Source organism: Pseudomonas sp. W5-01 (assembly GCF_046540435.1).
Classification (GTDB): domain Bacteria; phylum Pseudomonadota; class Gammaproteobacteria; order Pseudomonadales; family Pseudomonadaceae; genus Aquipseudomonas; species Aquipseudomonas graminis_B.
Genome location: NZ_JAXCIP010000007.1, coordinates 164,881 through 191,059 on the forward strand (window position 1 = coordinate 164,881; position 26,179 = coordinate 191,059).

The following is a 26,179-nucleotide window of genomic DNA, read 5'->3' on the forward strand; positions in this document are numbered from 1 at the left end:
GACTGTGGCGCAGGTGGCTCAAACCCAATCAGCATGCCCTATCAGGTGAATGAAGCCGGCATCGCCTTGGGTCAGTGCAGCAGACTCCGGGGAGTTGGCGATATTGAATGCGACCTGCCCACGGCTCGTGCCGCCGTCCAGCGATTGGACCCAATAGGCAAGGCCGCCAGCGTCGCTGCCTCGGCCCAAGACGTTGTGATACAGATTTTCGACGAAGGCTGCGTTGCTGCCATCGGGCAGGCGTTGGGAAAACTCGGCAGATTGCACAAAACCATCCGCAATCTGGGCACCGGTTTCGCCTGCGGCGCCGTGAGACAGCCAGAACTTCAGGCCTTCGATATCGGGAGCACGATCCAGGATGGAATACAGACGACCAATACTTGCCTGCGCCGAGTCGAGAACGAACAGTTCGCGATCTGCGAAATCCAGCACATTGAAGCCACTCAGGTCGAACGTCGCCGCAGCTCCCGTGGAACGACTAAGGGATAGCGTATCGGTATCGAGCGCGCTGATCGTGTAGGCGGATGCAGCGTCGTTGAAAATAAAGGTGTCGATACCGGCATTGCCCGCCAGATGCGAAGCCCCATTGCCGTCAAGCCTGACTTCCTGCTCGCTGATCTGATCGTCGCCAGCCGTGCCGGTGGCCACGCCCTTGCCCACCACCATATCCAGATTGTTCCAGGCGTTATGAGCCACGATCCTGATGTAGCCTGCCTCGCCCTCCGAGAAGTCATGGCTCTCGCGCGAATTCAGGAAGCCATCAGCAACCGCTGTTCGACTCAAACCCTGCTGCAGCAGCGTGTTCCAGTACGACACACCTGAATCATCGCCTGTGCGATGCAGTACATTCTGATAGAGCTCAAGCACAAAGTCCCGACTACCAAGCATGCTGAAGCGCTGTATCCCTTCAGCGGAATTCAGAAAGCCATCGCGAATCTCTGCATCCGAACTGCCCATCGCCTGATGCGTCAGCCAATAATTCAAGCCCTGATAATCGGGCGTCCGACCGAACAATGAGTAGAGCCTGGCAACGTAAGCCTGATCCTCGGTGAGCGCTGTGTGATGTAGGTCCATGCCAAAACTCAATGAAACAGTGGCGTCGCTCTCGGCATTAAAGGCGCCATACCGGCTGTGAAAAGCCATCAGCAGTTCGTCGACACTGGCATTGCGGTCCATGAAAGCCAGCTTTTCGACGCTTGAAAGCGAGTCCACATCGGACGTTTGCGCGTCATGAACGCTGAGGCTGGCACCACTCACAAGCGCGGCATCGTAGTGTGCAAAGTAGCGAGCACCTGCCTCGGTATACAAGGCGGTGTCTAAGCCGTTGCCACCATTGAGCATGTCCGAACCCGCCCCTCCCATCAGCCGATCATTGCCATCGCCGCCAAACAACTGGTCATTGCCCGCGTTGCCATTGAGGAAGTTGTCACTGGCGTTGCCGATCAGCGTATCCGCGCCTGCACCCGTTATGGCGTTCTCGATAACCGTACCGCGCGCGATGGCGATGTTCGATACACCGCCGTACAGGCTGGAAAAAGCTTCACTTCTCAGATCGACTGTTTGAGCGCCGGCATAGGTGCCGACGTTGATCGTGTCATTGCCGCCCGCATCATAAATTGTGCCCACCAGACCTGGCATGAAGTCGGTTCCGGCGTTGTTGTTGAAACCGTAGGTATTGTCACCTGTGCGGGTAACGGCGGTGCCGTACAGTGACTGGATGGCTACGATGTCCGCCAGCATAGGCGTAGCGACATAGCCGAAAGAGGCATTGGAATAGGTATTCTCGTCCTGACTGAAGTAGGACATTACCGAGTATTTCCAGCTGTCCTCTTGATAGAAAACATTGTTGGGGAAGGTCGCGCTCCCGTTGTAATTGCCCGCATGGCCCAACCCCAGCGCGTGGCCGATTTCATGAATGTAGGTTTGCTGATAATACAAACCGTATTTCACCCAATCGGAAGCGATGTTGACGCTGCTGTTCGAGATGATGCTGCCTGCATAGTTGGAGCTGCTATACGCACCGCTTTTGTTTTCGCTGAAATTGATCGCAGCGGCAGCGGTGGTTTCCACAAATTTCAGGCCGCTGACATTGGTCCAGCTTTGCAGCGCATATCGAGCAACAACCTGAGCATTCGCGCTCAAGCTGGCCAGGTTGACGGTGAGCGACCCACCGGCGTGCACGTCAAAGTGGTGTTGGGAACCGCCATAGGCGTCGTGCCAATAGCCATCAGTCAGGTAGTTGGCTTGCTGATCAAGCGTCAGGTGCCCAAGCGTCGCCTGGCTGGTGGCTGTCTGTTGGCTCACACCCTGGCTGTTCGCTCCGTCCGTCCAGAGTTGGGTGAGCGCATCGCACATCGAACACATGTAGAAACTCCGGGGCAAGGCAGGCCTGGCCAGGTCAATGACGCAATAATCGGGTAGGGATCGGTGATGAGTTCAATCCGCTGAGCCAGCTTTGAAAACGGGCTACATGACCTTCACGCGCGTTGACCCGCCTTGGTCTTGACGAGGGTGTGGCTCTTCGAGAAGGTACGGCAGGGCACGGTCGAAGACGCTAGTGCCCATTCCTGATGAGGTTGTCGGCATGCTTTCTGGCGACTAAAGGCGGTTTTTTCCAGGGCCGACGAAATACCGCTGGGAGAGGCTGGAGGAGGGCGATGGCCGGGCAGGCGTTGTCGGCAGGCTGCCAGCCGGGCTGTCATGGCGCCTATCGCTTACTGCGTACTTTCAATTCCCGATCATCTTGCCGCGCCCTCGTGAGCGGCTGCGAACACCTCGCCAGCAAAAGTGTATGGGTCGAATAAACCACATTTGTAACTGACGCCGGCGGCCCTGAGATTTCTAGAATCAGTCCCACAATAAACGACTGTACTAGAGCCATTCATGCCTGCCGCCCGCCGTTTTCCCCTGCTGCTCATCGGGGCCTTTTTCGCGCTTTATGTGATCTGGGGCTCAACTTATCTCGCCATCCGCATCGGTATCGAAACCTGGCCTCCGCTCATGATGGCCGGGGTGCGCTTTACCATCGCCGGCTCCATCCTGTTCGCCTTCATGCGCTTCCGTGGCGCGCCGATGCCCACCTGGAAACAGTGGAAATCCGCCGGCATGATCGGCTTTCTGTTGCTCGCCTGCGGCAATGGCGGCGTCACGTTGGCCGAGCACGCAGGCGTTGCTTCTGGTGTCGCAGCGTTGGCAGTAGCCGTGGTGCCATTGTTCACCTTGCTGTTCGGCCTGTTCTGGGGCCATCGCAACACGGGGCTGGAATGGGCGGGCATCCTGCTCGGCCTTGTCGGCATTTCTTTGCTCAACCTCGGCTCGAACCTGCAAGCCAGCCCCATGGGCGCGGCGCTGGTGATCTTCGCCGCCGCGACCTGGGCGTTCGGTTCGGTGTGGAGCCGCTACCTGCCATTGCCCGCCGGACCCATGGCCAGTGCTTGCGAAATGCTGGTGGCCGGCGCGGTGCTGTTGCTCGGCAGCTTCATCAGCGGCGAACGCATGACCCAATCCCCCGGCCTGTCGGGCTGGCTGGTGATGGCGTATCTGGTGGTGTTCGGCTCCATCGTCGCGTTCAGCTCCTACATGTACCTGCTGAAGAACGTGCGACCCGCCGCCGCGACCAGCTATTGCTACGTCAACCCGGCGGTGGCGGTGTTGCTCGGCGTGTTGTTCGCCGGCGAACACATCGGCTGGGCGGAAGGTGCAGCGATGGCGGTGATCATCAGCGCCGTCGTGCTCATCGGCCTGCCGCAGTGGCGCAAGCAGAAACCGTTGCAGAAAGGGTAAACTACGCGCCATTGTCTTCTACAGACTCTTGTGCGCTGACCTTTTTCCAACGGTACTGAAATGACATTCGCCTCCCTCGGCCTGATCGAACCCCTGCTGCGTGCCCTCGAAACACTGGGCTACCAGACTCCCACCCCCGTTCAGGCCCAGGCGATTCCGCCCGTGCTCGAAGGCCGCGACCTCATGGCCGCCGCCCAGACCGGCACTGGCAAGACCGCAGGTTTCGCGTTGCCTTTGCTGCAACGCCTGACCATGGAAGGCCCGAAGGTCGCCGCCAACTCCGTGCGCGCGCTGGTGCTGGTGCCGACCCGCGAACTGGCCGAGCAGGTTCACGAAGCCATCGCGCAATACGCCGAGCACCTGCCGCTGACCACCTACGCGGCCTACGGCGGCGTCAGCATCAACCCGCAGATGATGAAACTGCGTCGAGGCGTTGACGTGCTGGTTGCTACCCCCGGCCGTCTGCTCGACCTGTATCGCCAGAACGCCGTGAAGTTCTCCCAACTGCAGACCCTGATCCTCGACGAAGCGGATCGCATGCTCGATCTCGGCTTTTCCGAAGAACTGCGTGACATCTACGCCGCATTGCCGAAACGCCGCCAGACGCTGCTGTTCTCCGCGACCTTCTCCGATGCGATCCGCGCGCTGGCCGGGCAGATGCTCGACAACCCGCTGACCATCGAAGTCAGCCCGCGCAACGTCGCGGCATCATCGGTCAAGCAGTGGATCGTCACCGTCGACAAGAAGCGCAAGAGCGAACTGTTCATCCATCTGCTCAAGAAGCATCGCTGGGGTCAGGTGCTGGTCTTCGCGAAAACCCGCGTCGGCGTCGACCAGTTGGTGGAGCGTCTGCAAGGCCTGAGTCTCAACGCCGACGGCATTCACGGTGACAAACCCCAGGCCACTCGCCAGCGCGCGCTGGATCGCTTCAAGAGCGGTGACGTGCAGATCCTGGTTGCCACCGATGTGGCGGCTCGCGGTCTGGACATCGACGACCTGCCGACCGTGGTCAACCTCGACCTGCCGATCGTTGCCGAAGACTACATCCACCGCATTGGTCGCACCGGCCGCGCGGGCCAGACCGGTGAAGCGATTTCCCTGGTGTGCGCCGACGAAGTCGACCTGCTCAGCGCCATCGAAATGCTGACCCGCCAGACCCTCCAGCGTCGCGAAGAACCGGATTTCATTCCAGAACACCGCGTGCCGGCCACCGACGCGACCGGGCAGGTTCTGAAAAAGCCGAAAAAGCCAAAGAAACCAAAAACCAGCGGCGGAGGCGGCAAACGCAATCTGGGCAAGTGGGTCGACAGCGGCGAAGCGGCGGCAGAAGTGCCGTCCATCAAACCTGTGCGCAAAGTGCCGGTGTTCAACACCGGACCGCGCAAGCGTAAGCCGTAAGAAGCAATGCGGGTCGAGTTCGGGCGAGATCACCAGTACCCGGACTTCAGCGCGATCAATGGGGGAGCGCGCTGTGTCAGTGGGACCGGCTTCAGCCGGGAAGAGGGCAGTGTGAGCGCCATTAATTGTGCGGCGTGACGACCGGCGTCTTCCCGGCTAAAGCCAGTCCTACGGGTGTACGCGATCAATGTGGGACCGCGCTGTGTCAGTGGGACCGGCTTTAGCCGGGAAGAGGCCAGCATGAGCTCCATGAGGTTTGCGGCGTGACACCTGACGCCTTCCCGGCTAAAGCCAGTCCTACGGGTGTACGCGATCAATGCGGGACCGCGCTGTGTCAGTGGGACCGGCTTCAGCCGGGAAGAGGCCGTTTTGAGCACCATCAATTTTGCACTGTGACACCTGACGCCTTCCCGGCTAAAGCCAGTCCTACGGGTGTACGCGATCAATGCGGGACCGCGCTGTGTCAGTAGGACCGGCTTCAGCCGGGAAGAGGGCAATGTGAGCGCCATTAATTGTGCGGCGTGACGACCGGCGTCTTCCCGGCTAAAGCCAATCCTGCTAATACCTATCGCCGGCGCAGCACATCCTGATAAAGATCCGAATACCCCTGCACCATCTTCTCCGCGGTAAACATCGACTCAAACCGCTGCGCCGCCTTCAACCCCATCTGCGTCGCCCGCTCTCTGTCATTCCACAGCGTATTCATCGCGGCCGCCAACGCATCCGAATCCCGTGGCGGAACCACCAGCCCGGTCTCGTCCGCGATGTTGATAAAGGTGGTGCCCGTGCCCATTTCGCACGAGATCATCGGCTTGCCATACATCGCCGCTTCCAGCAGCGAGATCCCGAAGGATTCCGAACGCTGGTGCGACGGGAATACAAACGCTTCACACAGGATCAGCAGCGCGTTCTTGTCCTCATCCGGCAGGCTGCCCACAAACACGACATTGCTAAGCCCGAGCGCCTTGGCCTTCGCCTTGAGCTCCAGCTCCTGATGCCCGCCGCCCATGATCACCACCGGCAGACGATTCTTGTGCGCCGCCTCAAGCAGAAAATCCAACCCTTTGTAGTAACGCAGCGCACCGACGAACAGAAAGAAGCGCTCGCCCAGTTGCTGTTTCCAGTGCTCGAGTTTCGCCTGAGACGGGGCAGGGTAAGTGGCTCGATCCAGCCCGAACGGAATGATCTCGACCTTATCCCTGAACCGGGTCAGCACGTCGCTGCTGGCGGCATAGTTGGGCGAGGAAACGACAATCCGATCAACACTCCCCAGAAATCGGTTCATCAACGGCGCATACAGCTTGAGCAGCGTCTTCTGCTTGATGATGTCCGAATGGTAACTCACCACCGTCGGCTTTTTGATCTGCGCGGCGAAGTGCGCGATGTCCATGTACGGCCACGGGAAGTGGTAGTGCACGACGTCAGCGTCGCGCGCGAGCTCTTTGAAGTCCCGAATGCCCGACAGCGAAAAGCCCGTCGACGCGACGTACAGATCCTGCTTTGAACGGTGAGCGATGTGATTGCCGACCGTCTCGTTACGCGCCGCGCCCCGTGTGCTCAGCGACAGCACCTGGGACTCGATCCCGTGGGCCTGACAACCCTGTGCCAGCTGGAAGATGACTTGCTCGACCCCACCGCCCTTGCTTTCCGGGAAGTAGGTCTTGAAGAAGTGCAAAACTTTGGTCATCAGGATTCTCTGACGAAACGATAACGTCCGCTGTTCTCGCGATAGGTGCGTTGCGGGCAGAGCGGGGATGTGTGGAGCGGAGGATAAAGGAAAACCCGAAGCGCCACACAGCGCTTCGGGTTGGGTACTGCGGCGTTACGCGTCGGCCAGCATCCAGCCAAGCGTTTCGCTCAGCTCGGGTGTCTGCCAGCCCGGGACCAGCGACTTCAGCTTGCTGTTGTCGCCGCACAAGGTCTTCACCTCGTTGGCCCGCACGAAAGCAGGATTCACTTCGACGGTGAGGTCGTGGCCGGTGATGGCGCGACACATGTCGAGCACTTCACGCAGCGAGTGAGTCTTGCCGGAGCTGACATTCACGTACTGACCGAACGGCTTGGCTTCAAGCAGCCCGCGGTAAGCGGCCACCAGCGAACGGACGTCGCTGAAATCGCGCCAGACATCCAGGTTGCCCAGCTCGATTTTCTCGGCCTTCTCGCGGAAGTGTTTGACGATCTTCGGCAGCAGGAAGTTTTCCGCCTGGCCGACGCCGGTGTAGTTGAACGGGCGCGCGATGATGATCGGCAACCGCCCGAACCACAGACTGGCCATGTATTCCATGGCCAGCTTGCTCACGGCGTAATCGTTGGCCGGCGCCGGCCTGGTGCTTTCATCAAGCAACCCTTCCGACGCATTGCCATACACGTTGGCACTGCTGGCGATCAAAACGCTTTCCGGCGCCTTGCCGCAGTGGGCGATGGCTTCGAGCAGGTTGCGCGTCCCAATCAGATTGACCTGGTAAAACGCATCCGCCGCGCCGTGCCCGACAAACGCCAGTGCCGCGAGATGAACGACGATGTCCGGCTGAAGGTCCGCCAGCAGCTTGCTCAGACCCACCAGATCGGTGAGGTCGGCCTGATAATAATTGGCTTCATCGGACGGATTGCTGCCCAGGCCAACAACTTCGCAGCCCTGGGCTGTGAGCTCGGCGGCCATGTAGCGCCCCGTAAATCCATGAATACCCGTTATCAGCGCTCGCTTGCCGGCGATACTCATCAGAACGAGAACCCTTTTTCGTTACGACGCAGGTCCGCTTCGACCATCATGCGGCACAGCTCTTCCAGGTTGGTCTTAGGCTCCCAGCCCAGAACTTCCTTGGCTTTGACCGGGTTGCCGATCAACAGCTCAACTTCGGTTGGGCGATAGAACTTCGGATTGACCGAAACCAGAACCTTGCCAGTGGCAGCGCAGGTACCGATTTCTTCTTCGGCTTCGCCACTCCAGTTGATGGTGATGTCGACAGCCTTGAATGCCATCGCGACGAAGTCACGGACGGTTTCAGTGCGGTTGGTGGCCAGAACGAAGGTGTCCGGCTCATCAGCCTGCAGCATGCGCCACATGCCTTCGACGTACTCTTTGGCAAAGCCCCAGTCGCGCTTGGCGTCCATGTTGCCCAGTACCAGCGAGTCCTGCAGACCCAGCTTGATCTTGGCAACGGTGTCAGTGATTTTGCGTGTTACGAACTCACGGCCGCGCAGTGGCGACTCGTGGTTGAACAGAATACCGCTGGTCGCAAAAATGCCGTACGACTCGCGATAGTTGATTGTCATCCAGTGAGCGTACAGCTTGGCGACGCCGTAAGGGCTGCGCGGGTAGAACGGCGTGTCTTCAACCTGAGGAATGGCCTGAACCTTACCGAACATCTCGGAAGTCGACGCTTGGTAGAAGCGGACTTTCGGGTTAACGATACGGATGGCTTCCAGCAGATTCACAGCGCCCAGGCCGGTGATTTCGGCGGTGGTGATCGGCTGTTCGAAGGAAACGCCCACGAAGCTCTGCGCGGCGAGGTTGTACACCTCGGTGGCTTCGGTGGTCTGCAGCAGGCGGATGCTGGCCGACAGGTCGGTCAGGTCGTACTCGACCAAGTGCAGGTTTGGATTGTTCTGGATGCCCAGTTCTTCGATCCGCCAGAAATTGACAGAACTGGTACGACGATAGGTGCCGTAGACGGTGTAGCCCTTGCCAAGCAGCAGTTCAGCCAGATAGGCGCCGTCTTGACCAGTGATGCCGGTAACAATTGCTTTCATGCGAATCCTCTAAACCCCATAGCGCCGAAGACAAAGCCTGGCTGGGCGCCAAGCGTAAACAAGGGCGCCATCATACAGAAAATGAACGTGACGGACGACGGTAGAGAACGATGAGTTACTAAGCTGCGTCGCGTATAGTCGCGTTTCAGACGGGCACTCATCACCGGTTAGACCATGTAGCCGTACTGCGTGAAGCCTGCACCGTCACGACTCGGCAGCGAAATCGACTTGCGTGGATGCTCAGGTATACCTCGTTGGTTTTGATGAAGTTAAAACTGTAACAAGGATGACCCAGTGCGCCTCGCGGTTTGCGCCGGGTTTTGAAGTGGGAGTTGGGGAAATAATGCAGAAAAACACGGACAGAGCCCTTTTTGCCAATCAGCTAAGAGGGTTGGCAGTTGTAGCTGTCATCATCGTGCATTGGTGTGGCGTCTACTGGTACGCCCGGGAGACAGTAGCGTCGTACATTCACGCGCCGCTGGTCGAGGGACCTTCATCCCGGATGATTCAGTGGCTGACCATTCCGACCTTCAACTACGGGCCTTTCGGTGTCTCAATATTCTTCTTGATCAGTGGCTTCGTGATTCCTTTCTCGCTGGCGAGACTGGCTCCCGGCAAGTTCTTGATTGCCCGCTTTTTACGAATCTACCCGACCTATATCGCAGCCAGCTTGATAATGCTGGGGCTGGTCTACCTGTCCAGCGTTTACTGGGGTAAAGAATTCAGCATGCCGCTAGATCGGTTCGTTGAGAATTTGCTGCTATTGCAGGGTAACTTTGGAAGCCCGACGATCGACCTGGTGAACTGGACGCTGTCGATCGAAATCAAGTTTTATATAGTTGCCACGCTTCTTTATCGCTCAGTCAGGACTGGCAACGCCTACCCAATATTTTTGTTTTCCGCTGCTGTCCTTGCTGCAACTCAAGCGTTTCCTGACTGGCTTGGCCAGATGAACGCCTCCGCCGAGTTGATGGATTCGCTAAAGACGGAACTGATGTGCGTCATTTTCATGTTCGTCGGGACCGGTTTTTATCACCATTACACCGGTACCTACACGACGCGGCAATTAGTCCAGTACGCGGCGATATTGGTCATCCTGTTCATGATGTGCTGGCAGCATACATCGTGGGTCAACCAGATCCCTGACGTGCCTCAGAACTACCTGTACGGGCTGATTCTGTTCAGTGTCAGCTATGCGTTTCGTCGCTATTTCAGACCGATCCCTCCGATCGACTTCCTGGCTAATATCAGCTACTCGGTCTACGTGCTGCATTCGATCATCGGTTATCTGTCGATTCGGATCTTGATGGATCAAGGCGTCATTTACCCGATTGCCGGGCTCATCACGCTAGTCTTCGTACTGGTGCTGGCGTACGCGCTGCATGTTTTGGTAGAGAAGCCAACCATGCACTTGGGCAAAAGGCTGTCGGGCAACAAGCCTTTGATTGATCGTAAGGTAACGGTGGGCGCGTCCTGATCCAACCCAAGGGATAGGAATGACGAGACACGGATATAAAAAAGGGGGCCATGATCATGGCCCCCTTTCTTTTGAACCTACGACCCTTGAATTGGGAGTCGCAGTGAGTGGTTACTGAAACCTGATCGATTTCACGAAGAAGCCTAGCGTACGGTCATCCTGTCCCACCCCAAGTTGCTTTGGAGACGTTGCGTCCGGCGTTTCGAAGGTAATAACCAGCTTACCCGAAGCATCCGGAGCCGGGAGTGGCACCCTGACAGGTTCATCCGAAACGTGATCAATGCTCGCGTCATAGACAGGCTGCCCATTGGCGAGAATTTTGATCCGTTGGCTTTTCAACGACGCGGTGAGAAGCGGGTGCATCTCGATATCGAGCGCTTCAGGCGCTCTTTTCGGAACATCGCAGGTATAAGTCCCCACCTTGCTGTTGATCCAGCGCCCATCAGATTCGGCGGCACCAAATCCAGTGACACGGTTTGAATCCACAAGGCCTGCGCTTGAGAAGTCAATTGTGTTCCGACACGCATCTGTTTGCTTGAGCTGCTCGGCGATACAGCCGGCATTGTTGATGGTGATACCCCCTTGCCGACTTACCTCGCACTCAATCATGTCGTATTTCGCTGAGCCCTCGCTGCTGACGATGTAGCCATAGTTAGAATAATCATCCAGCTTGTCCGCCAGTAGAATGTCTGGGATCGCCAGCGTTCGCGGCGTGTGCGCCATTGCCAGCGAAAACATATAGTTGAATGTCTTGTAATAGCCCGCTAGGCCGATTACCGCATTGGCCTTGCCGGGTATTCTCGGGATGTCGGTTGAGGTGATGTTGATGATCTTTTTCTCAGTCTGCAGAAGCTCAGAGAAATCGATCACCTGATACGGAATGATCACAGATTTGATAATGACCCACAGGCAGCCGCCAGCAATCAACGCTTCGGCGGCTGAGGGCATGCGAAGGGTTGTCAGTACCGTCGGACCCACCCGCAGGACAAACTCACCTGCAACGATGGCCATGGCCACGAAGAGGTAGCTGATGATTCCGAATCCGTACTTCTTCACCGCATAGTTGGAACCGAATCCGAACTTCACAAGCACCATCTGAAGCAGGCAAAGTGCTGCGACCCCCGCCCCATACAACGCAATGTATTTAACGGCGGGATGAGAGAGCCTGCTGGCCGGCTTCATGTGCGCGATGATCAATCCAGCCGAGATCACCAAAGCCAATACGCAAAGTGTTCCCAGACCCAGCGGGTAGCTGACGCGTTGAAGTTCAAGCCCGCCATCGTTCTCCGCGATCTTTCGCATGGCGGCAAATGCCGGGTTCAATACCACGCCACACAGAGCAATCACCGGGACGATCAGTCCTGCGAGAGCAGTCGTCCGGCTTTTCTTCTGGATGATGTCCTGGAAGCCATTGAACAGTGCCATGGCCCCGAGCATTGCCAGCAGTTCGAGCGTAGGCAGCAGATGGACACCCGTGTTGAGCGCAATGACCCCAATCAGGAATACGTATGCGGCCCAACGTCCCTTCTTCGACTCCAGATACACCGCGCCCGCTATGGCAAGCACGATGATGGCTTGCGCCACTAACTGGGAATAGAAAAAGTTGCTGACGACTTCTGCACCGTGCACCTCAAGTTTCAGCGTGAACCTGTTAAGCAGCAGCGCCGCCGCCAAGGCTGCGGTGGATAGCCACCCAAGCGGTTTCGGCAGCGTGTTCAACAGGTAGACGAATCCACCCCATATAGCACCCAGAGACATCAGGGTGACGACTTGGATACCCAGCAAATTCGAGTTGAGTGGCCACCCGAGGATGGCCGCAAATACATGGCTCAGCCTCGGGTAGTAATTCATCTCTCCCAAAGTAGGATCATTCGAGTCCATCAAATGAAACTGCTCTGAAATGCGATAGGTCAACGCATAGTGATGCGCCAGATCCACCGATTGACTCCACAGCGAGTCAAGGTTGATGAGCACCATGAGCCCTGCTACCAACAGCAGTACTAAGCACAGAAAACGCGATGGCAGCAGCCACATTCGATCCACGTCCAGATTTCCTTATCCGTTGCTTAGCTTTTTGGCGATCAGACGACCCTCACGGATGGCGTAGTTCGTACCACGGTCTTCCGGATAAATCTGGGCCATGGTCGAGATCAAAGCATTGTCATAAGGCGTGGAAGCATCGGGTACATATTGCGAGTAGTTACGCTCAGTCACTGGCTGCGCATACTCCGAACGCCAGACCTTGAAGTCGATGATCCAGTCTTTTTCAAAATGTGGAAACATGCGTTTCAGGTGGGTGAGGGCGAAATCGAGATACTCCGCGTCAGAGTATTGCCATACCGGGTCTTCAGTGGCCAGGTAACGCGACAGGTAAGCGATGTGGCTGCCCTTGTAGTTCTCGGGGGTGTCAAAGTTGGTGTGCTCAATGACGCCCACGAAAGGAAATCCAGGGTCGTTGACGTTCAGCCAGTAGGTGTCGGACAGGCTCTGTTTCAGCCTCAATACCAGGCACATGTTGCCCAGATATTTGACGCGACGCAGCTTGGCGAGCCAGGCGTCATCTGCCGAATTCTGGAACATGTCAGCGATGAGCGGGAAGGACGGTGTGAACAGGAACTTGTTGCCCTCGACCGGGCCGCTTTCAGTCATCACGGCTGACATCTGCTTGCCTGCCGTTACAACGCCGGTCACCTTGCTGCCAAACGATACTTCCCCGCCATTGGCGTGGATGGCAGAAACCATTGCTTCAGCGAGGCGACCGAACCCGCCTTTGAAGTAAGCCAGCTCTTCGCCGCCTTTGTCGTTGCGAGTGCTGCCGCGCAGGACCAGCTTCTTCCACATCCAGACGGCGTTGACAGCCTCTGCATAAACGGAAAACTTCGAGTTGATAAGCGGTTCCCAGACGACTTTGTAAACCGACTTACCGCACATCCCCTCCAGCCACTCGCGAATGCTCAAGTGCTCGATGGTTTTCCAGTCCTTGATACGACGGACTTGAAAAACCAGCAGCCCGAGACGGATGCGATCCACCAGCGAAAGGGCTTTAAAGCGCAGGAGATCCAGAGGGGTCGAGAGCTTCCACATCCGGCCATTGAAATACATGCCTGTGCGGGTTGGCAGCAGGATAACGTCGCCCTCAAGGCCTAATTCCTTGACGAGTTCCGGGACAAATACGTCGTTGTTGAACCAGTGATGGTAGAACTTCTCGACTCGCACGCCGTCTTCGAATTCGAAGATACCGGCCAGACCACCCGGGGTGGAATCTGCTTCAAGAACCCGTACCCGCTTGCCCTGCTTCGACAGCACATAGGCTGCCGTGAGGCCTGTGAATCCGCCCCCGACAATCACAACATCATAGTTATTCATTTACGATTCCAATGTAAGTTTGCGCAATCACTCAGTGGCTGCTTTGAACAGGGCAGGACGGGACCATATTGCCAAGGCGCCAACGATGGTGGTCGGTAGCCAGAGCGCAAGATGGACAATCACTGCGTAGCTGCCCGCTTGCGCAGTGGTTCCGCCAATAAGGGTCACGGCGGTAAAAGCTGCCAGGTGAAACGGTCCCACATAACCCGGAGATGACGGCGCCAGTGTCGATAGCGTCGCAATAGCCATGACCAACAAGGCCATAAGCGGGCTGGCATCCAGACCTAACCCGAGCAATGCAAAAAAGAACAGGCCGGATTCCCCCAGCCAGACAAGCATCGAGAGCAGCAACATGAGGCCCAGAACGCGTGGTCTCGACATCACCTCAAAGCTTTCGAAAAGGCCGCCTACCGTGCGGAAAACGGTTTGTAACTTAGGCGGAACCTTACTGGTGGGCTGGTCATTTCCCAGCTTTGTGAACAACCGCGCGAAAGCGCCCGAAAAGAAGAAACCGAGAGCCAATGCAATGCCACCCAGTGCCGCAAGGATGACAGCTGTCTGCCTGATGGCCGGCGGTATATCAAGTGTGCTCACTGCCAGAATGCCTAACGCCAGGCACGCGATGAGTGTGACCAGGTCGATCAGGCGTTCTACCACCAGACTCGTGGTGGCCACCGTCTTGGTGACGCCCATAGCGCCCGGAAAGACCAGCGCCCGGATGACATCTCCAAGGCGAAGCGGCAGGACGTTATTAAGCGCAATTGCACCCAGAAAAGGTGCTGCGCAGTTCCGGAAACCAACGGCGTGTGAAGCGGCGGAAAGCATCACCGACCACCTGAAGATACGCACGGCATATCCAAAGGCCAGTGATGCTATTCCGAGCACGAGGTAGTGCCAGCGGAAGTGCTCAAGCGCGTCCATGACTTCCGAGAAGTTCACGAGTCGCGCAATGGCCAGCAGGCAGACGAGGGTTACAGCGGCCCCGATAACATGCTTGATCCAGCGCTTTTGCTTGGGTTGCGTTGCTGCTGTCATCGTTTTTCTCAAATGCGCCAAGGAGCTTTGTCTGCGGCCCAGAGAGCCTCGAGCTCGCGCTTGTCGCGCAGCGTGTCGCACGGCTGCCAGAAACCGGTGTGATGGAACGCGCTCAGCTGCCCGTCTTTAGCCAACTGCATCAGGGGCTCGCGCTCCCAGGAAATCGCGTCGCCGTCGATGTACTTGATCGCCTCAGGTTCCAGCACGAAGAAACCGCCGTTGATCCAGCCAATCTCGTCGCTTGGTTTCTCTTCGAAACTGGACACGCTGTTGTGCTCGTTGATATTCAACACACCGAAACGGCCTGGCGGCTGAACAGCTGCAACGGTAGCCAGCTTGCCGTGCTGACGGTGGAAAGCCACCTCGGCGCTGATGTCGATATCAGACAAGCCGTCGCCGTAAGTCAGGCAGAAAGTCTCATTGTTCAGGTAAGGGGCAACGCGCTTGAGACGTCCGCCGGTCATGGTTTCAGCGCCGGTATCTACCAGCGTGATGCGCCAGTCTTCGGCCTGACTGTTGAGAATCTGGGTATCGCCAGTTGTCAGGTCGATAGTCATATCTGACATGTGACGGTAGTAGTTGAAGAAGAACTCTTTGATGACGTAGCCCTTGTAGCCCAGGCAAATAACGAAATCCTTGATCCCGTGATTGGCGTAGGTACGCATGATGTGCCACAGCAATGGCTTGCCGCCGATTTCTACCATCGGCTTTGGTTTAGTGTCGGACTCTTCCGCAATGCGGGTTCCCAAACCACCGGCTAAAATTACAGCTTTCATGCTAACAATCCTTATAGTTTCAGGTCTGCGGGTTCAAAGTTGAGGCTTTGCTGAATAACGGCAACAGGGTCTGCGCGCAGGACCAGATAGATGCGCAACAAATACTCACCGATGATGCCGAGCAGGAAAGAGTTAAGCCCTATTCCGAACAACACCAGTATGTGGATGCTCGCCAGGCCTTGGGGAAGATCGGGATGAGCAAAACGCAACAGCAGGTAATAAGCGGCGCCCACTAAACTGGCCGCCAGTATCAAAATGCCGACGAAAGAGGCCGCACGAAGGGGAACCGTCGAGTGGTTGAGAACCGCAGTCAACCCCAGACGGATCAGCCTGTTTACGTTGAACTTGCTCTCGCCAGCGATGCGCGCATCGCGGTCGTAGGCAATCCCGGTCTGATTGAAACCGATGCCAGCGATCATCCCGCGCAGATACGGGTTGGCGGTTTTGCTCTTCAACAGCACTTCGATGACCTTGCGGTCCATCAAGCGGAAGTCGCCCACATCCCGTGGAATCGGGTGTTCGCTAACCTTGTCGATGGCCCAATAGCCCAGACGCCTGAAGTTGTTTAGCAGCCAACCTTCCGGTCGTTTGCGTCGCACGCCATAGACGACTTCGTGGCCTTCCTGCCAGCGGGCAAAAAAATCTTCAAGGAGCTCGGGAGGATCTTGAAGGTCGGCGTCAATCTGCATCACTGCGTCGCCGCGTGTGTGCATATAGTTGGCCAGGATTGAACGCTGGAACCCGTAGTTCCGCGAGAACCGGATCGCTCTGACGCGGGGGTCTTTGCTCGCGAGTTCAGCGAGCATGGCCCACGTGTTGTCGTCTGAATGATTGTCCGAAAAGACAAACTCAAGATCACACCGGTCGCTCATCTTCAAGGCCAGGGCATCGAGGCGTTTGTAGAGGTTTTCCAGATTGCCTGACTCATTAAGGACCGGGATCGATATCGAAATCAGAGGCCGCTTTTCTGACATTGTTATTTCCTTATCAAATCCGTTCATTCAAGCGTTCATCCTGTACTTCAGGTATTCGACGACCGCTGGTATGGCCTCTCGAAACGGTGAGTCCTTCAGCACCTGTGGACGCTCGAACACAAGGTCGAAATTGTCTTGAGTAGGCTCTGGCAAGGCGCCCAGTTGCAGCAAGTGAGTCTTGCCAAATGCGCCAAAGATGGATTCCGCCAAGCTTCTGAGGGTGATCGGGCTTCCGTGGGCGAGGTCAACGAGGCCGATAAGTTTTGCGTCAACCAGCGACTTGGCCGCGCGCGCATCGTCATCCACGTGATGATACTCACGCAGTTGTCGGCCCAGGGTCATGGCGAATGGCGATTCTGTACGGATGGCCGTCAGGATCTGCCCAAGGAACATGAACGGACTTGGATCGCCGCCGCCGTACAGCGTGTGGATACGCACGTGTGTGGCCAGTGCTCCGTCAGCGTTGGCGTTCTCGACATACTCGCTCAGCGCGAGCTTGCTCTGGACGTAGCTATTGCTGGTCAGGGTGTGCTCCATGGCCGTGCCAAAAGTCACGACCCGGATGCCCGACCGCGCAAGGCTTCCGATCACATTGCGAGGCAAGTGATAGTTGACCGCTAGCAACTCTTCGGCGCTGAGCCGAGGGTCCAGAAGCCCCGAGCAAATGTAAACAACCGATCGTTCAGGCGGGCACTGGGAGAAGTATTCGCTTATCCCGGCGTGCCCGCCTGCACTCGACCACCGCTCGTAAATGCTTCGATCTACGCAGGTGACGTCGCTTGGCGCGTATTGAGCAGCTATCGCCTGCCCCAAGCGACCCCGGCTACCCAGGATGAAGATCATTCCTGGATGCCTGCACGCCACTCATTAATCTGCGACAAAGTAATTTCCCGTGTTTTTTCGGGCGCTGCATAGAAGTCGCGGTACCAGACAGCAGTCTGGCGCACGACCTCATCAGTGTCCCAGACGGGAATCCAGTTCAGCTGGTTTCGCGCGATGGAACTGTCCAGTGCCAGTGAACCGGCTTCTGGCAGAGGGTTGTCCATATATTCAAGCTCCGGACGCTGCCAGTGCGCGCTCATCAGCTCGAGCACGTTTCTTACGGAATACTGTTTCAACTCCTGAGGGCCAAGGTTCCAGGCCTTAGCCACCCGCTCCGGCTGATCGGATAACAGGCCGGCCAGAATCACCAGATACCCGTGAACCAACGCGAGAACGTGCTGCCATGGTCGGGTCGCATCTGGATAGCGCAATGTCATTGCACCACCGTCTATAGCCGCTCGAACAAAGTCAGGAATCAATCGGTCTTCTGACCAGTCGCCGCCGCCAATGATGTTGCCACCGCGAGCGGTCGCAATCGCCGGACCCTTGCCTTCGGAGGCCGGGTACGAGGCTGCGTAACTCTGGATGATCATTTCAGCTGCTGCTTTGGAGGCGCTGTAAGGATCTTTGCCGCCCAATGGGTCATTTTCCCGATACGGCCAGGCCCACTCGTTGTTTTTGTAAACCTTGTCAGTCGTAATGCACAGCACACCCTTCACACTCTTCACCAAGCGTGCGGCTTCCAGCACATGCGCCGTGCCCTGGGCATTGACCAGAAAGGTGTTTACAGGCTCGCGATAGGATTTACGAACGAGGGGCTGAGCAGCGAGATGGAGTATCAGGTCAGGCTGGAAGGCTTCAACTGCGTTCAACAGGGCGTCGAAATCACAGATATCCCCCAGCGTACTCGCCATTTCCTGTTCAAGATTGAGCTGTGTGAACAAGGAAGGGCTGGTATCTGGTGCCAGCGCATAACCTGCCACTTCTGCACCGATAGACTTCAGCCAAAGACAGGCCCAGCCTCCGGTGAAGCCGGTGTGGCCGGTCACCAGGATCTTTTTACCAACGAGTCGGTCTTCGAACTGCAATCTGGATGTCATTAAACTCGCACCGTCATTGGTCTATATCGGTCCCAACCCTTGCACGGGCGACCTTTTAAGTGGCGCGAATAATACCTTGAATGCTGCAGCTTGTGCAGAAGCGAGGGCCGCTTGATCGGAGGGGATCGACGAGGGGCCGCGATGATCGTATGCACGCGAGGTATTAGTCGTTTGAATGCAGGCTTGGTGGTCAGGTTCAAAGCTCATGCACGGCCCCCCTCCCGGCGGGAGAAGGGCCAAGATTTGAGCGCTATTCGGCCAGCATCTGAGAGGCGAGAAACAGCTGTTTCGCGCTTTGATCCCATGTGAGCCAAGGCATGGATTCAGATTTCGGATGCTCCGCATTGCGGTGCAGACCAAGCCAGGTTGTCAGGCTGTCACTCAGCGCTTGAGGCTGCTCTCCCTGGAAGTAGAAGGCGTGCTCGCCTGCCACTTCACGAAACACAGGGATGTCCCGGGCGATCAGCGGCAGCCCGTATTGAGCGGCTTCAATAAGTGGCAGTCCGAAACCCTCACCAAGCGACGCAGCAATCAACGCATCGGACTGTGCATAAAGGCTGCACAGATAATCATCGTCGATGCCCTCAAACCAGAACAGTCGCTTGCCGGATTCCGGGTGGTCTCTCAGCCTTTCGACAAGCGCCTCAACCATCCAGCCCTGCTTGCCCACGATCAGCAAATTGGCGTCCTGCTGGCTTGCCCAAAGCAGCTCGAAAGCATCCAGCACCTGCGCATGTCCCTTTCTTGGCTCTACAGTGCCCACCATCAAAAATGACGGACGGGCCTGAAGGCTGGAGAGGACATTTTTGGGAATGGCCGTCGTACCCTCAGCGCTGGTCGGCTTGGTGATGTCTGCCCCCAGGTGGAACCACGAGATATTGAAAGGCCGTCTGGACGGTTTGCGATGTTCTGCAACCCACTCAGCCATTTCATCCGCGACCGCTTGGGAGATGCAGATCACTCCGTCCGACTCGACAACGACTTTCAACCATTCATCCAAGATGTCAGCCGCGCCGGCGGGGAAACACTGCGCCAGCTTTTTAAGCAGCAGGTCATAAACCACGAACTGCACGGTGACGCCACGGCGCCTCATGTCTGCAAGTGCCTGCCGCTGTCTTGGAACAACGACGGGCTGCAGGTCCAGACCGACGAAATGATCGCCGGAGTGGAAAACCACCGGCTCGTCCTGAAGAAGATGATTCGGGCAGTCCAGGAAACCCAGTGTGAACTGTCGTGCATACCGGTAGCCGTCTTCGTCCTCGGTCGCATAAACAGGCTCGACACGATAGTTGCCCGGAGGCGTAGTCAGCCATGTTTCAAGGATGCTGCGAACAACGCGCTGGATTCCGCTCTTGGCATCGCGATTAACCAGTTCGGAAATGTCCACGAGCAGTTGAGGTTTGAAGATCGTAGGCTTCAGGCTCTGGTCAATGGACTCTGCAACAGCCATTGAGCTTTCGTAGCTGAAGCCTTGTTTTTCCAGGCCTGCAATTGAGGTCACAACCTCCGACACGGAATGGTAGGAGTCTTCGTGAAACCTCTCAATGGCTTGCCTGTAGAGGAATGCGCAGGCCCGAGGAGAGTGTCGAGTGTGAATCAATTGCTGGCCTTGCGCGCCGATGCGCTCACGCGCGGCAGTGTCATGGCGCAGCAGATTCAACGAATCAGACAGCTCGGCGTCGTCGAAATCATCAGGCAGTTTGACCAGGCTGGAGGTCGGTATGTCCGACATGCTGCCGTTGGCGTTCACGATCGTGGCAATGCCGTAATTCAGGCAATCGAGTACGGCGGCAGAGGTTTCGCCGCGCGACAGCGTCCGCAACTGGACCGCCGCATCGGCGACCTCCAGGTACGCCTTGAACATGTCGGCATCTGCCCAGCCGGTGATTTTGATACGGTCGCGGCAGGGGCTGGCATTGATCTTCTTGAGCAGGTTTTCGCCAAACTCACCTTCACTGTTCTGCCCGACGTAGACCAGGTGACAGTGCTCGTCCTGCGCCAGCTGGGATTCAAGCCAGGCGTCCAGCAGGCGATCGTTCAGCTTGGACGGGCCCAGCAGACCAAAGCTGCAGACCACGAAGTCGCTTTCAGAGAAACCCAGTTTCGCTTTCGTCTCTGCGTGGGTACGCGCGTTGGGGAAGCGAGGTGTGCGCAGTAAGGGGATCTCGGCCCACTTCAGGCCAGAGTTTTCGCCGTACCACTGCTGTGCCAGCCGAATCGAGTAATGGGAATGAACAATGATCCCCTCGGCTTGCTGAAGGACTCGCAGGTTGCACGAGTATTTCCAAACCGCATCGGCTGTGTCAGCGCCATTGACACGCTGGCTGACGGCCTTGTACCCGTGACCGAGGTAAAGCGCCCGCGTCCAGAAGCCCTGATGCCCTAAGTGAACCTCCATGTGTGCCGCAATGCCCGACAGAAAAAAATCGTGAAGGACAACGGTCCCCGGGATCTTTTCGATCAGGTGGAACATGTGTTCATGAAAGCTGGAGTTGCCGAAGTGATAGATAACGCGATCAAACACGTGTGCGTTTTCTTCAAACCACGCGACCGAGCGCAGCTTGTAATTGATCCCGGCGTCTGCGGGCGAGACCGACTCCTGAGCCACGATCACATCAATCTGGTAGTGGGCGGCGAGTTCAGGCAGCAGTTCGGCGCTGTAGTCGCTGATCCCGCTACGGGCAGGCGGGAGCGGGGACACATAAGCCAGGCGAGGTCGCTTCGGCGCACGCACCGGATTCGGGATCGAACGGCGGCCTGCGATCAGTTCCTTGATCGCCTGCACGGCGCGAATGGCAGTCTCGTCCCAACTGAATCTGCGCGCCTGCTCGATGGCCAACTCTGCCAGCCCAGCCCTGAGCGCATCATCGACCAGTACCTGTTCCATCTTCGCCGTGATGGAGTCGATCTGGTACGGGTCGAACAGCGCATCCGGGTTGCCGAGCACTTCCGGCAGGCTGGATGTATTGGACGCAATGACGGGTTTGCCGCAGGACATGGCTTCCAGCGCAGGCAACCCAAACCCTTCGTGCAGCGACGGGAAGATAAACAATTTGCACGCGTTGTAGAGCGCAATCAGGTCGTCTTCGCTGACGTACCCGGTGAAACATACATCCGCTTTCTTCAGGCCGCTGCTGACAACCAGGTCCTGAAGACGGGTGCGTTCATCGGGCTGAATGTTGCAGACGATGACCAACTGATGAGCACGACGCACCGGTTTCGACAGTTTGCCGAATGCGCTGATCAGGCCCTCGATATTCTTGCGCGGGTCGATGCCGCCCGTGTACATGACGAATGGCCGGTCAATTCCCAGCCGCGTCTTGAGAGCGGCATCCCGTTGATCGTCAGGGAGGGGGCGGTAATGATCTGTGTCGATGGCGGTGGAAATATTGACGACTTCCTCGGGTGCGAACCCAAGGTGGTCAATGACTTCCGATCGTGACGAGCTTGAAATCGCCAGCACCAGATCGGCACGGCGCAAGTGCTGAAGCTTGGTCTCGTACCAGCTGCGAACCGGCGGTGAGCCCAGGTAGGCGTCAGGATTGATGTAAGGGATAAGGTCGTAGACGATCGTGGCTGTAGGAATCGATGAGTTCAGCATCTTGATGCTGGTCACGGCGTCGTCTACCAGGCCTTCAAACAGGCTGGAAACCAAGACAAGATCCGGGTCCAGGTTGGCGATGAACGCCTCCCGCACCAATTCGGAGGCATGCCGATTCCATGTGTTATCCGGGTTGAGCGCGCTGACCTTGCTGTTCGGCACCCACGTCTGGATATGACTGGCAGGCAGAAGGCCGTAAAGCTCGTCCCTGATGTGATCGACAGCATCGCCGAACAGCCCATTCAGGACGACGAAGACTTCAACGTCGCTACGGTTTTTGATGAAGGCCTTGGTGAACGACAGCGCGTACCGCCCGATGCCCCGATTCCTGTTTTCCGCTTGGGCGCCCTGAAGGTCAATAACGACGCGCATCAATTCGAATCCTTACGTTGTTCGTTGCTGTTGAGGCGGTTGTAGATAGCTTTCGCATTTTCCGTGAGGTGAGCCGGAGCAGCAGGGACATCACTCGGATCAGGCGTGAAGGTCGGCGTAGGCTCCGGGTACTGGACCGTCTGCGGCGTCACCACTGTTTCCGCCCGGAGACGAGCGGCGAGGGCTTGCAATCTGGTTTGCAGGCCGGGGATGCGAAACAGTACGCGCTTGACGTTCTTGCGCAGGCCGGGTCGGTTCAGGACGCCTTTCAGGACTTTCTTGATTGCCCGCTTAAGTGTCCGCGACGGCGATGAAGTCACCGATCTGCCGAGCATTGCGCCACCACGCAACGGCCCGGTGACGCGCCACGATGTGCTGTTTTTCAGCTGGCTGACGTACTCGTTTAGCTGGTGATGCTCGGCGCTTAACGCTCTGATTCTTTCATCCTTGTGAGCGACATCGTCTCTCAACGCATTGATCTGGCTGAGGCGGTTTTCCGCCTCGGTGTACCACATGTGCGCGTTTCGGGAGGACTCATCGAGCATTTTCACCATTGAGGCGTTCGCGAACTCGAGCGAAGTATTAGCACTTTCCAGGGAGGCATTGGCAGCCTTGAGCTTGTCCACCTTGAAATCGAGGACCGCAGCTTTGACGTCTTGCACCTGGTTAGTCATCGCCGAGTACTCTAGCTCAACGTGATCGACACGATGATTCAGCAGCGCGGCTGTACTGCTGACGATCTCCCGCTGCTCCTCCAGCTTCGCTACCTGATTGGCTTCGAGGCGGGATTGCAGCTCACCAAGCGTCACCGTTTGGTTTGTTGCCAGCCGCTGTTCCATTTCACCGAGCTTTGCCGCTTGGCCTTCTTCAAAACGACGTGCCAGCTCATCAAGGCTCAATCCGTAAGCCGCGTCAAACGCTGGATCGAATGTAGAAATATCCAGGGTCCCTGCCGCTTTTTGAGCAATGATTGCGTAATCCGGACTCGTCCCGCCGATCACGTCCATCAGCCCGACGGCAGGACTGTCCACCAGCGCCGGGTTTTCCTGCAGGCGCAGCAGCTTCGAACGAGTAAAGCCACTGAAGGACACGAGGAATTCCAGCAGCATGTGTGGAATCGGCTTTTCGTGAGTGGGATCGAGATAGAAATTCTGCGTCCCCACAATCAGGTTCTCTGCGTTGGGCGTTTCGAGAATCAGCAGGCCACCAGGCTTAAGGACTCGGTTCGCTTCGGCGACCAGTTGTTTCAGGTCGTCGAAGGGGATGTGCTCGACGATGTGAAAACCGGTTAACACACAGAGTGAGTCGCTTGGCATCGCCTTCAGATAGAGCAGGGCGTCGGCTTTCTCAGCAGGCAAGTGGCGGGCCTGGCAGGCTTCCAGCATGCCTTCGTCCAGATCCACACCCGTGGCGTTAAAGCCGTTTTCTACCAACGTTTCCAGCCACTCGCCGCGCCCACAGCCTACGTCGAGCGCGCGGCAGTCGTCATACAGACCTTGCAGCGGAAGGATGAACGGAAGGTAAACCTGCAATCGCTGCTTGATGGTTTCGTGAGAACCGCGATGCTTGTCTTCAAAGGCGCGATAGAACTGCTGGGTCACTGAATGCACTCCACAGTGGGTTGTATCCAGGCTGAGCCCACGAAAGGAATTTTGTCCGCGTTGATCACGTTAAACACCAGTGCCAGATCTCGCCATTCGTAATTTGCGTTGAGGTGAGTGTCCGCCGTATGCAGGGCGACAGCGATGGAGTATGAGCCAACGCCAATATTGGCGTCGAACCTGAAGACATACTCCAACTGGGTACCCCCTTCGAGCGCGCCCATCTTCTTGTCCAGATGATGGGTGTTGGTGCCGTAAATAGGCTGGCCCAGGCGGTCCTTGATCATGTAGCCCACGACCAGCTCGGGAATGGGGCTGTTGACGCTGACTTTTATCTTCAGGCTGAGCGATTGCCCGACGGATACGAATTCGATTGGGGCGTCCTGCTCGTTGTAGAGCGCAAGACTCTCAATGGTCGCTTCGCCGGAGCCTGAACGCGTTTGCACGCTCCCGTCGGCAAGCTTGTGCACTTGAACGGTGGCGTTCTCTTTCTCGGAAATAATGGCGTTGTAAAAATCCATCACTTCTTCCGGTGCACCGTCCTTGATAACCGTGCCCCCTTCAATCAGGAGCACACGGTCGCACAGCGCCTGGATCGAGCTTCGATCATGGGAAACGATCAGCAACGTGGTGCCTTGATCCTGGAACTCACGGATCCTGTCGAAACTTTTGTGCTGAAAGTAGCTGTCCCCTACCGACAGCGCCTCATCCACGATCAGGATTTCCGGGCGCTTGGCAGTGGCGACCGCGAAGGCGACCCTCATCTGCATGCCGCTGGAATAGGTGCGAACTGCCTGATCGAAGTATTCGCCTACTTCGGCAAACGCCTCGATCTCAGCCATCACTTCATCAATCTGCTGAGTGGTAAAACCCATCAAACCCGCAGCGTGATAGACATTCTGGCGACCCGTCAGCTCCGGGTTGAAACCCATGCCCAGTTCCAGAATCGCAGCGATACGGCCGTGCACCTCAACGGAGCCCGTTGTCGGCTGCAGGGTGCCGGTAAGCATCTTCAGCAGCGTCGACTTGCCCGCACCATTCTGGCCGACAATGCCAATGGCTTCGCCTGCATTAATCTCGAAATTGATGTGCTGAAGCACCCAATGCTCTTCGCGGGGAGCGCTCTTGATGCCCAGCCAGCGGCCAATACGTTGCCACTCGCTGCGGTAGGTTCGGTAGGCTTTGCCGAGGTCTTTCGCGCGCAACAGGCTCATAGGGCGTCCACCATTTCAGGCGCTGCTCGGCGGAAGATGTAAAGGCCGAAGCCCAGCAGCACGCATGTGATCAGAACAGTGATACCTATCTGCGAGAAGTCAGGCGCCACGTTGTAAACGAAGACATCGTGGTAAGCCGTCACGATCGGGTACATCGGGTTCCAGGCGATCAGCGACTTGAGGTCTTCGGGGATGATGTTGATCGGGTAGACGATCGGCGTGAACCAGAAAAGGATCTGCAGCACGATAGGGATGACCTGACCGATATCACGCACAAATACGTTGAGCACACCGAGGATCAAGCCCAGCCCGACAGCTAGCGCCGCGACGATGAGAATCAAGGGGACGGCCCACAGCATCTCCCAGGTCGGCCATTGACCGAGACAAATAAAGACAGCAAGCACGGAGAGCAGCAGCAGCAGATTATTCAGCAACGCCGAGCCCAAAACGATGAAGGGGAGGGTGATCCGCGGGAATCTCATCTTCTTCATGAGATTGCCGTTCTCGATGAAGAGCGTCAGGCATCGGTTGATGATCTCCGAGAAGAGGCTCCACGCAAGCGTCCCTGCCATCAAGTACAGCGCGTAGGCGTATTTGTTTTCGATGCCGGGCAGTTTCGCGGCAAGAACGTTGGACAAGATCAGCGCGTAGATCAGCACGTTCGCCAGCGGGTTGATGATCATCCACAACCCACCCAGGCTGCTGCGGGAGAACCGAGATACGAATTCGTTGCGGATCGAGGTGCCGATAAAGCTCCTGTAGCTGTACAGCCCTCTCAACAATCCAAACATGTGTTCACCTTTAAATCCTGAAGCTTCAAATGGGGCTCTCTCTTCTGGCAATGGCTTCCCTGCGGCGGGCGTCGAATGCTAACGCTCCTTACCAATCAGAGGGAAGGCAGTGGCCGGGC

General features: G+C 57.1%; 17 protein-coding genes and 1 pseudogene. 3 read left to right on the forward strand and 15 right to left on the reverse strand.

Annotated features, from left to right (window positions below; translation table 11 throughout):
• Window positions 1-18 precede the first annotated feature (18 nt).
• Window positions 19-2,364 carry a DUF4214 domain-containing protein gene (locus tag SLW75_RS21850; RefSeq protein WP_410935416.1) on the reverse strand — a complete coding sequence of 782 codons (2,346 nt, stop codon included), beginning with the start codon at window positions 2,362-2,364 and terminating at the stop codon, window positions 19-21.
• Window positions 2,365-2,883: 519 nt separating this feature from the next.
• Here SLW75_RS21850 and yedA point away from each other — a divergent pair.
• Both yedA and SLW75_RS21860 read left to right on the forward strand, forming a co-directional pair.
• The gene (gene yedA / locus SLW75_RS21855; protein WP_065988340.1) at window positions 2,884-3,783 is read left to right on the forward strand and encodes a drug/metabolite exporter YedA; all 900 of its coding nucleotides are present in this window, start codon (window positions 2,884-2,886) and stop codon (window positions 3,781-3,783) included.
• A 60-nt stretch (window positions 3,784-3,843) separates the two neighbouring features.
• Window positions 3,844-5,181, forward strand: a complete 1,338-nt coding sequence (locus tag SLW75_RS21860; RefSeq protein ID WP_296315014.1) for a DEAD/DEAH box helicase — start codon at window positions 3,844-3,846, stop codon at window positions 5,179-5,181.
• Window positions 5,182-5,746: 565 nt separating this feature from the next.
• Here SLW75_RS21860 and SLW75_RS21865 read toward each other — a convergent pair.
• From SLW75_RS21865 to gmd, 3 genes are all read right to left on the reverse strand, one after another.
• Window positions 5,747-6,868: a glycosyltransferase family 4 protein gene (locus tag SLW75_RS21865; RefSeq protein ID WP_410935417.1), complete on the reverse strand. Its 1,122-nt coding sequence runs from the start codon at window positions 6,866-6,868 to the stop codon at window positions 5,747-5,749.
• Between the two features lie 135 nt (window positions 6,869-7,003).
• Window positions 7,004-7,900, reverse strand: coding sequence for a GDP-mannose 4,6-dehydratase (locus SLW75_RS21870; RefSeq protein WP_065988337.1), 897 nt, complete (start codon window positions 7,898-7,900; stop codon window positions 7,004-7,006).
• Window positions 7,900-8,931, reverse strand: a complete 1,032-nt coding sequence (gmd, locus tag SLW75_RS21875; RefSeq protein WP_410935418.1) for a GDP-mannose 4,6-dehydratase — start codon at window positions 8,929-8,931, stop codon at window positions 7,900-7,902. The genes SLW75_RS21870 and gmd overlap by 1 nt, the downstream gene beginning before the upstream one ends.
• 232 nt (window positions 8,932-9,163) lie before the next feature.
• On the opposite strand from gmd, the gene SLW75_RS21880 reads away from it, so the two are divergent.
• The gene (locus SLW75_RS21880; RefSeq protein WP_410935419.1) at window positions 9,164-10,408 is read left to right on the forward strand and encodes an acyltransferase family protein; all 1,245 of its coding nucleotides are present in this window, start codon (window positions 9,164-9,166) and stop codon (window positions 10,406-10,408) included.
• 111 nt (window positions 10,409-10,519) lie between these two features.
• Here the strand turns inward: SLW75_RS21880 and SLW75_RS21885 are convergent, their stop codons facing one another.
• From SLW75_RS21885 to SLW75_RS21935, 11 genes and pseudogenes are all read right to left on the reverse strand, one after another.
• A complete protein-coding gene (locus tag SLW75_RS21885) occupies window positions 10,520-12,442 on the reverse strand; it encodes a hypothetical protein (RefSeq protein WP_410935452.1) in 1,923 nt (640 codons plus the stop codon).
• A 21-nt stretch (window positions 12,443-12,463) separates the two neighbouring features.
• Window positions 12,464-13,774 carry an NAD(P)/FAD-dependent oxidoreductase gene (locus SLW75_RS21890; RefSeq protein ID WP_410935420.1) on the reverse strand — a complete coding sequence of 437 codons (1,311 nt, stop codon included), beginning with the start codon at window positions 13,772-13,774 and terminating at the stop codon, window positions 12,464-12,466.
• 27 nt (window positions 13,775-13,801) lie between these two features.
• Window positions 13,802-14,831 (reverse strand): annotated as a pseudogene (locus tag SLW75_RS21895) (lysylphosphatidylglycerol synthase transmembrane domain-containing protein); the annotation flags it as partial.
• On the reverse strand, window positions 14,818-15,585 hold the full coding sequence (gene rfbF / locus SLW75_RS21900; protein WP_192133578.1) for a glucose-1-phosphate cytidylyltransferase: 768 nt from the start codon (window positions 15,583-15,585) through the stop codon (window positions 14,818-14,820). The pseudogene SLW75_RS21895 and the gene rfbF, both read right to left, overlap by 14 nt.
• 11 nt (window positions 15,586-15,596) lie before the next feature.
• The gene (locus SLW75_RS21905; protein ID WP_410935453.1) at window positions 15,597-16,559 is read right to left on the reverse strand and encodes a glycosyltransferase family 2 protein; all 963 of its coding nucleotides are present in this window, start codon (window positions 16,557-16,559) and stop codon (window positions 15,597-15,599) included.
• A gap of 27 nt (window positions 16,560-16,586) precedes the next feature.
• Complete coding sequence (locus SLW75_RS21910) at window positions 16,587-17,402, reverse strand: NAD-dependent epimerase/dehydratase family protein (RefSeq protein WP_410935421.1); 816 nt, start codon at window positions 17,400-17,402, stop codon at window positions 16,587-16,589.
• Window positions 17,399-18,481 (reverse strand): CDP-glucose 4,6-dehydratase, encoded by a 1,083-nt coding sequence (gene rfbG, locus SLW75_RS21915; RefSeq protein WP_410935422.1) that lies wholly within the window; start codon window positions 18,479-18,481, stop codon window positions 17,399-17,401. Before rfbG ends, SLW75_RS21910 begins: the two co-directional genes overlap by 4 nt.
• Window positions 18,482-18,731: 250 nt before the next feature.
• Entirely contained in the window at window positions 18,732-22,454 is a 3,723-nt protein-coding gene (locus SLW75_RS21920; RefSeq protein ID WP_410935423.1) for a glycosyltransferase, read from the reverse strand.
• The gene (locus SLW75_RS21925; RefSeq protein WP_192133588.1) at window positions 22,454-24,055 is read right to left on the reverse strand and encodes a methyltransferase domain-containing protein; all 1,602 of its coding nucleotides are present in this window, start codon (window positions 24,053-24,055) and stop codon (window positions 22,454-22,456) included. The genes SLW75_RS21920 and SLW75_RS21925 overlap by 1 nt, the downstream gene beginning before the upstream one ends.
• Window positions 24,052-25,269 (reverse strand): ABC transporter ATP-binding protein, encoded by a 1,218-nt coding sequence (locus tag SLW75_RS21930; protein ID WP_192133590.1) that lies wholly within the window; start codon window positions 25,267-25,269, stop codon window positions 24,052-24,054. The genes SLW75_RS21925 and SLW75_RS21930 overlap by 4 nt, the downstream gene beginning before the upstream one ends.
• Window positions 25,266-26,060, reverse strand: coding sequence for an ABC transporter permease (locus SLW75_RS21935; protein WP_410935454.1), 795 nt, complete (start codon window positions 26,058-26,060; stop codon window positions 25,266-25,268). The genes SLW75_RS21930 and SLW75_RS21935 overlap by 4 nt, the downstream gene beginning before the upstream one ends.
• Between the last annotated feature and the right edge of the window lie 119 nt (window positions 26,061-26,179).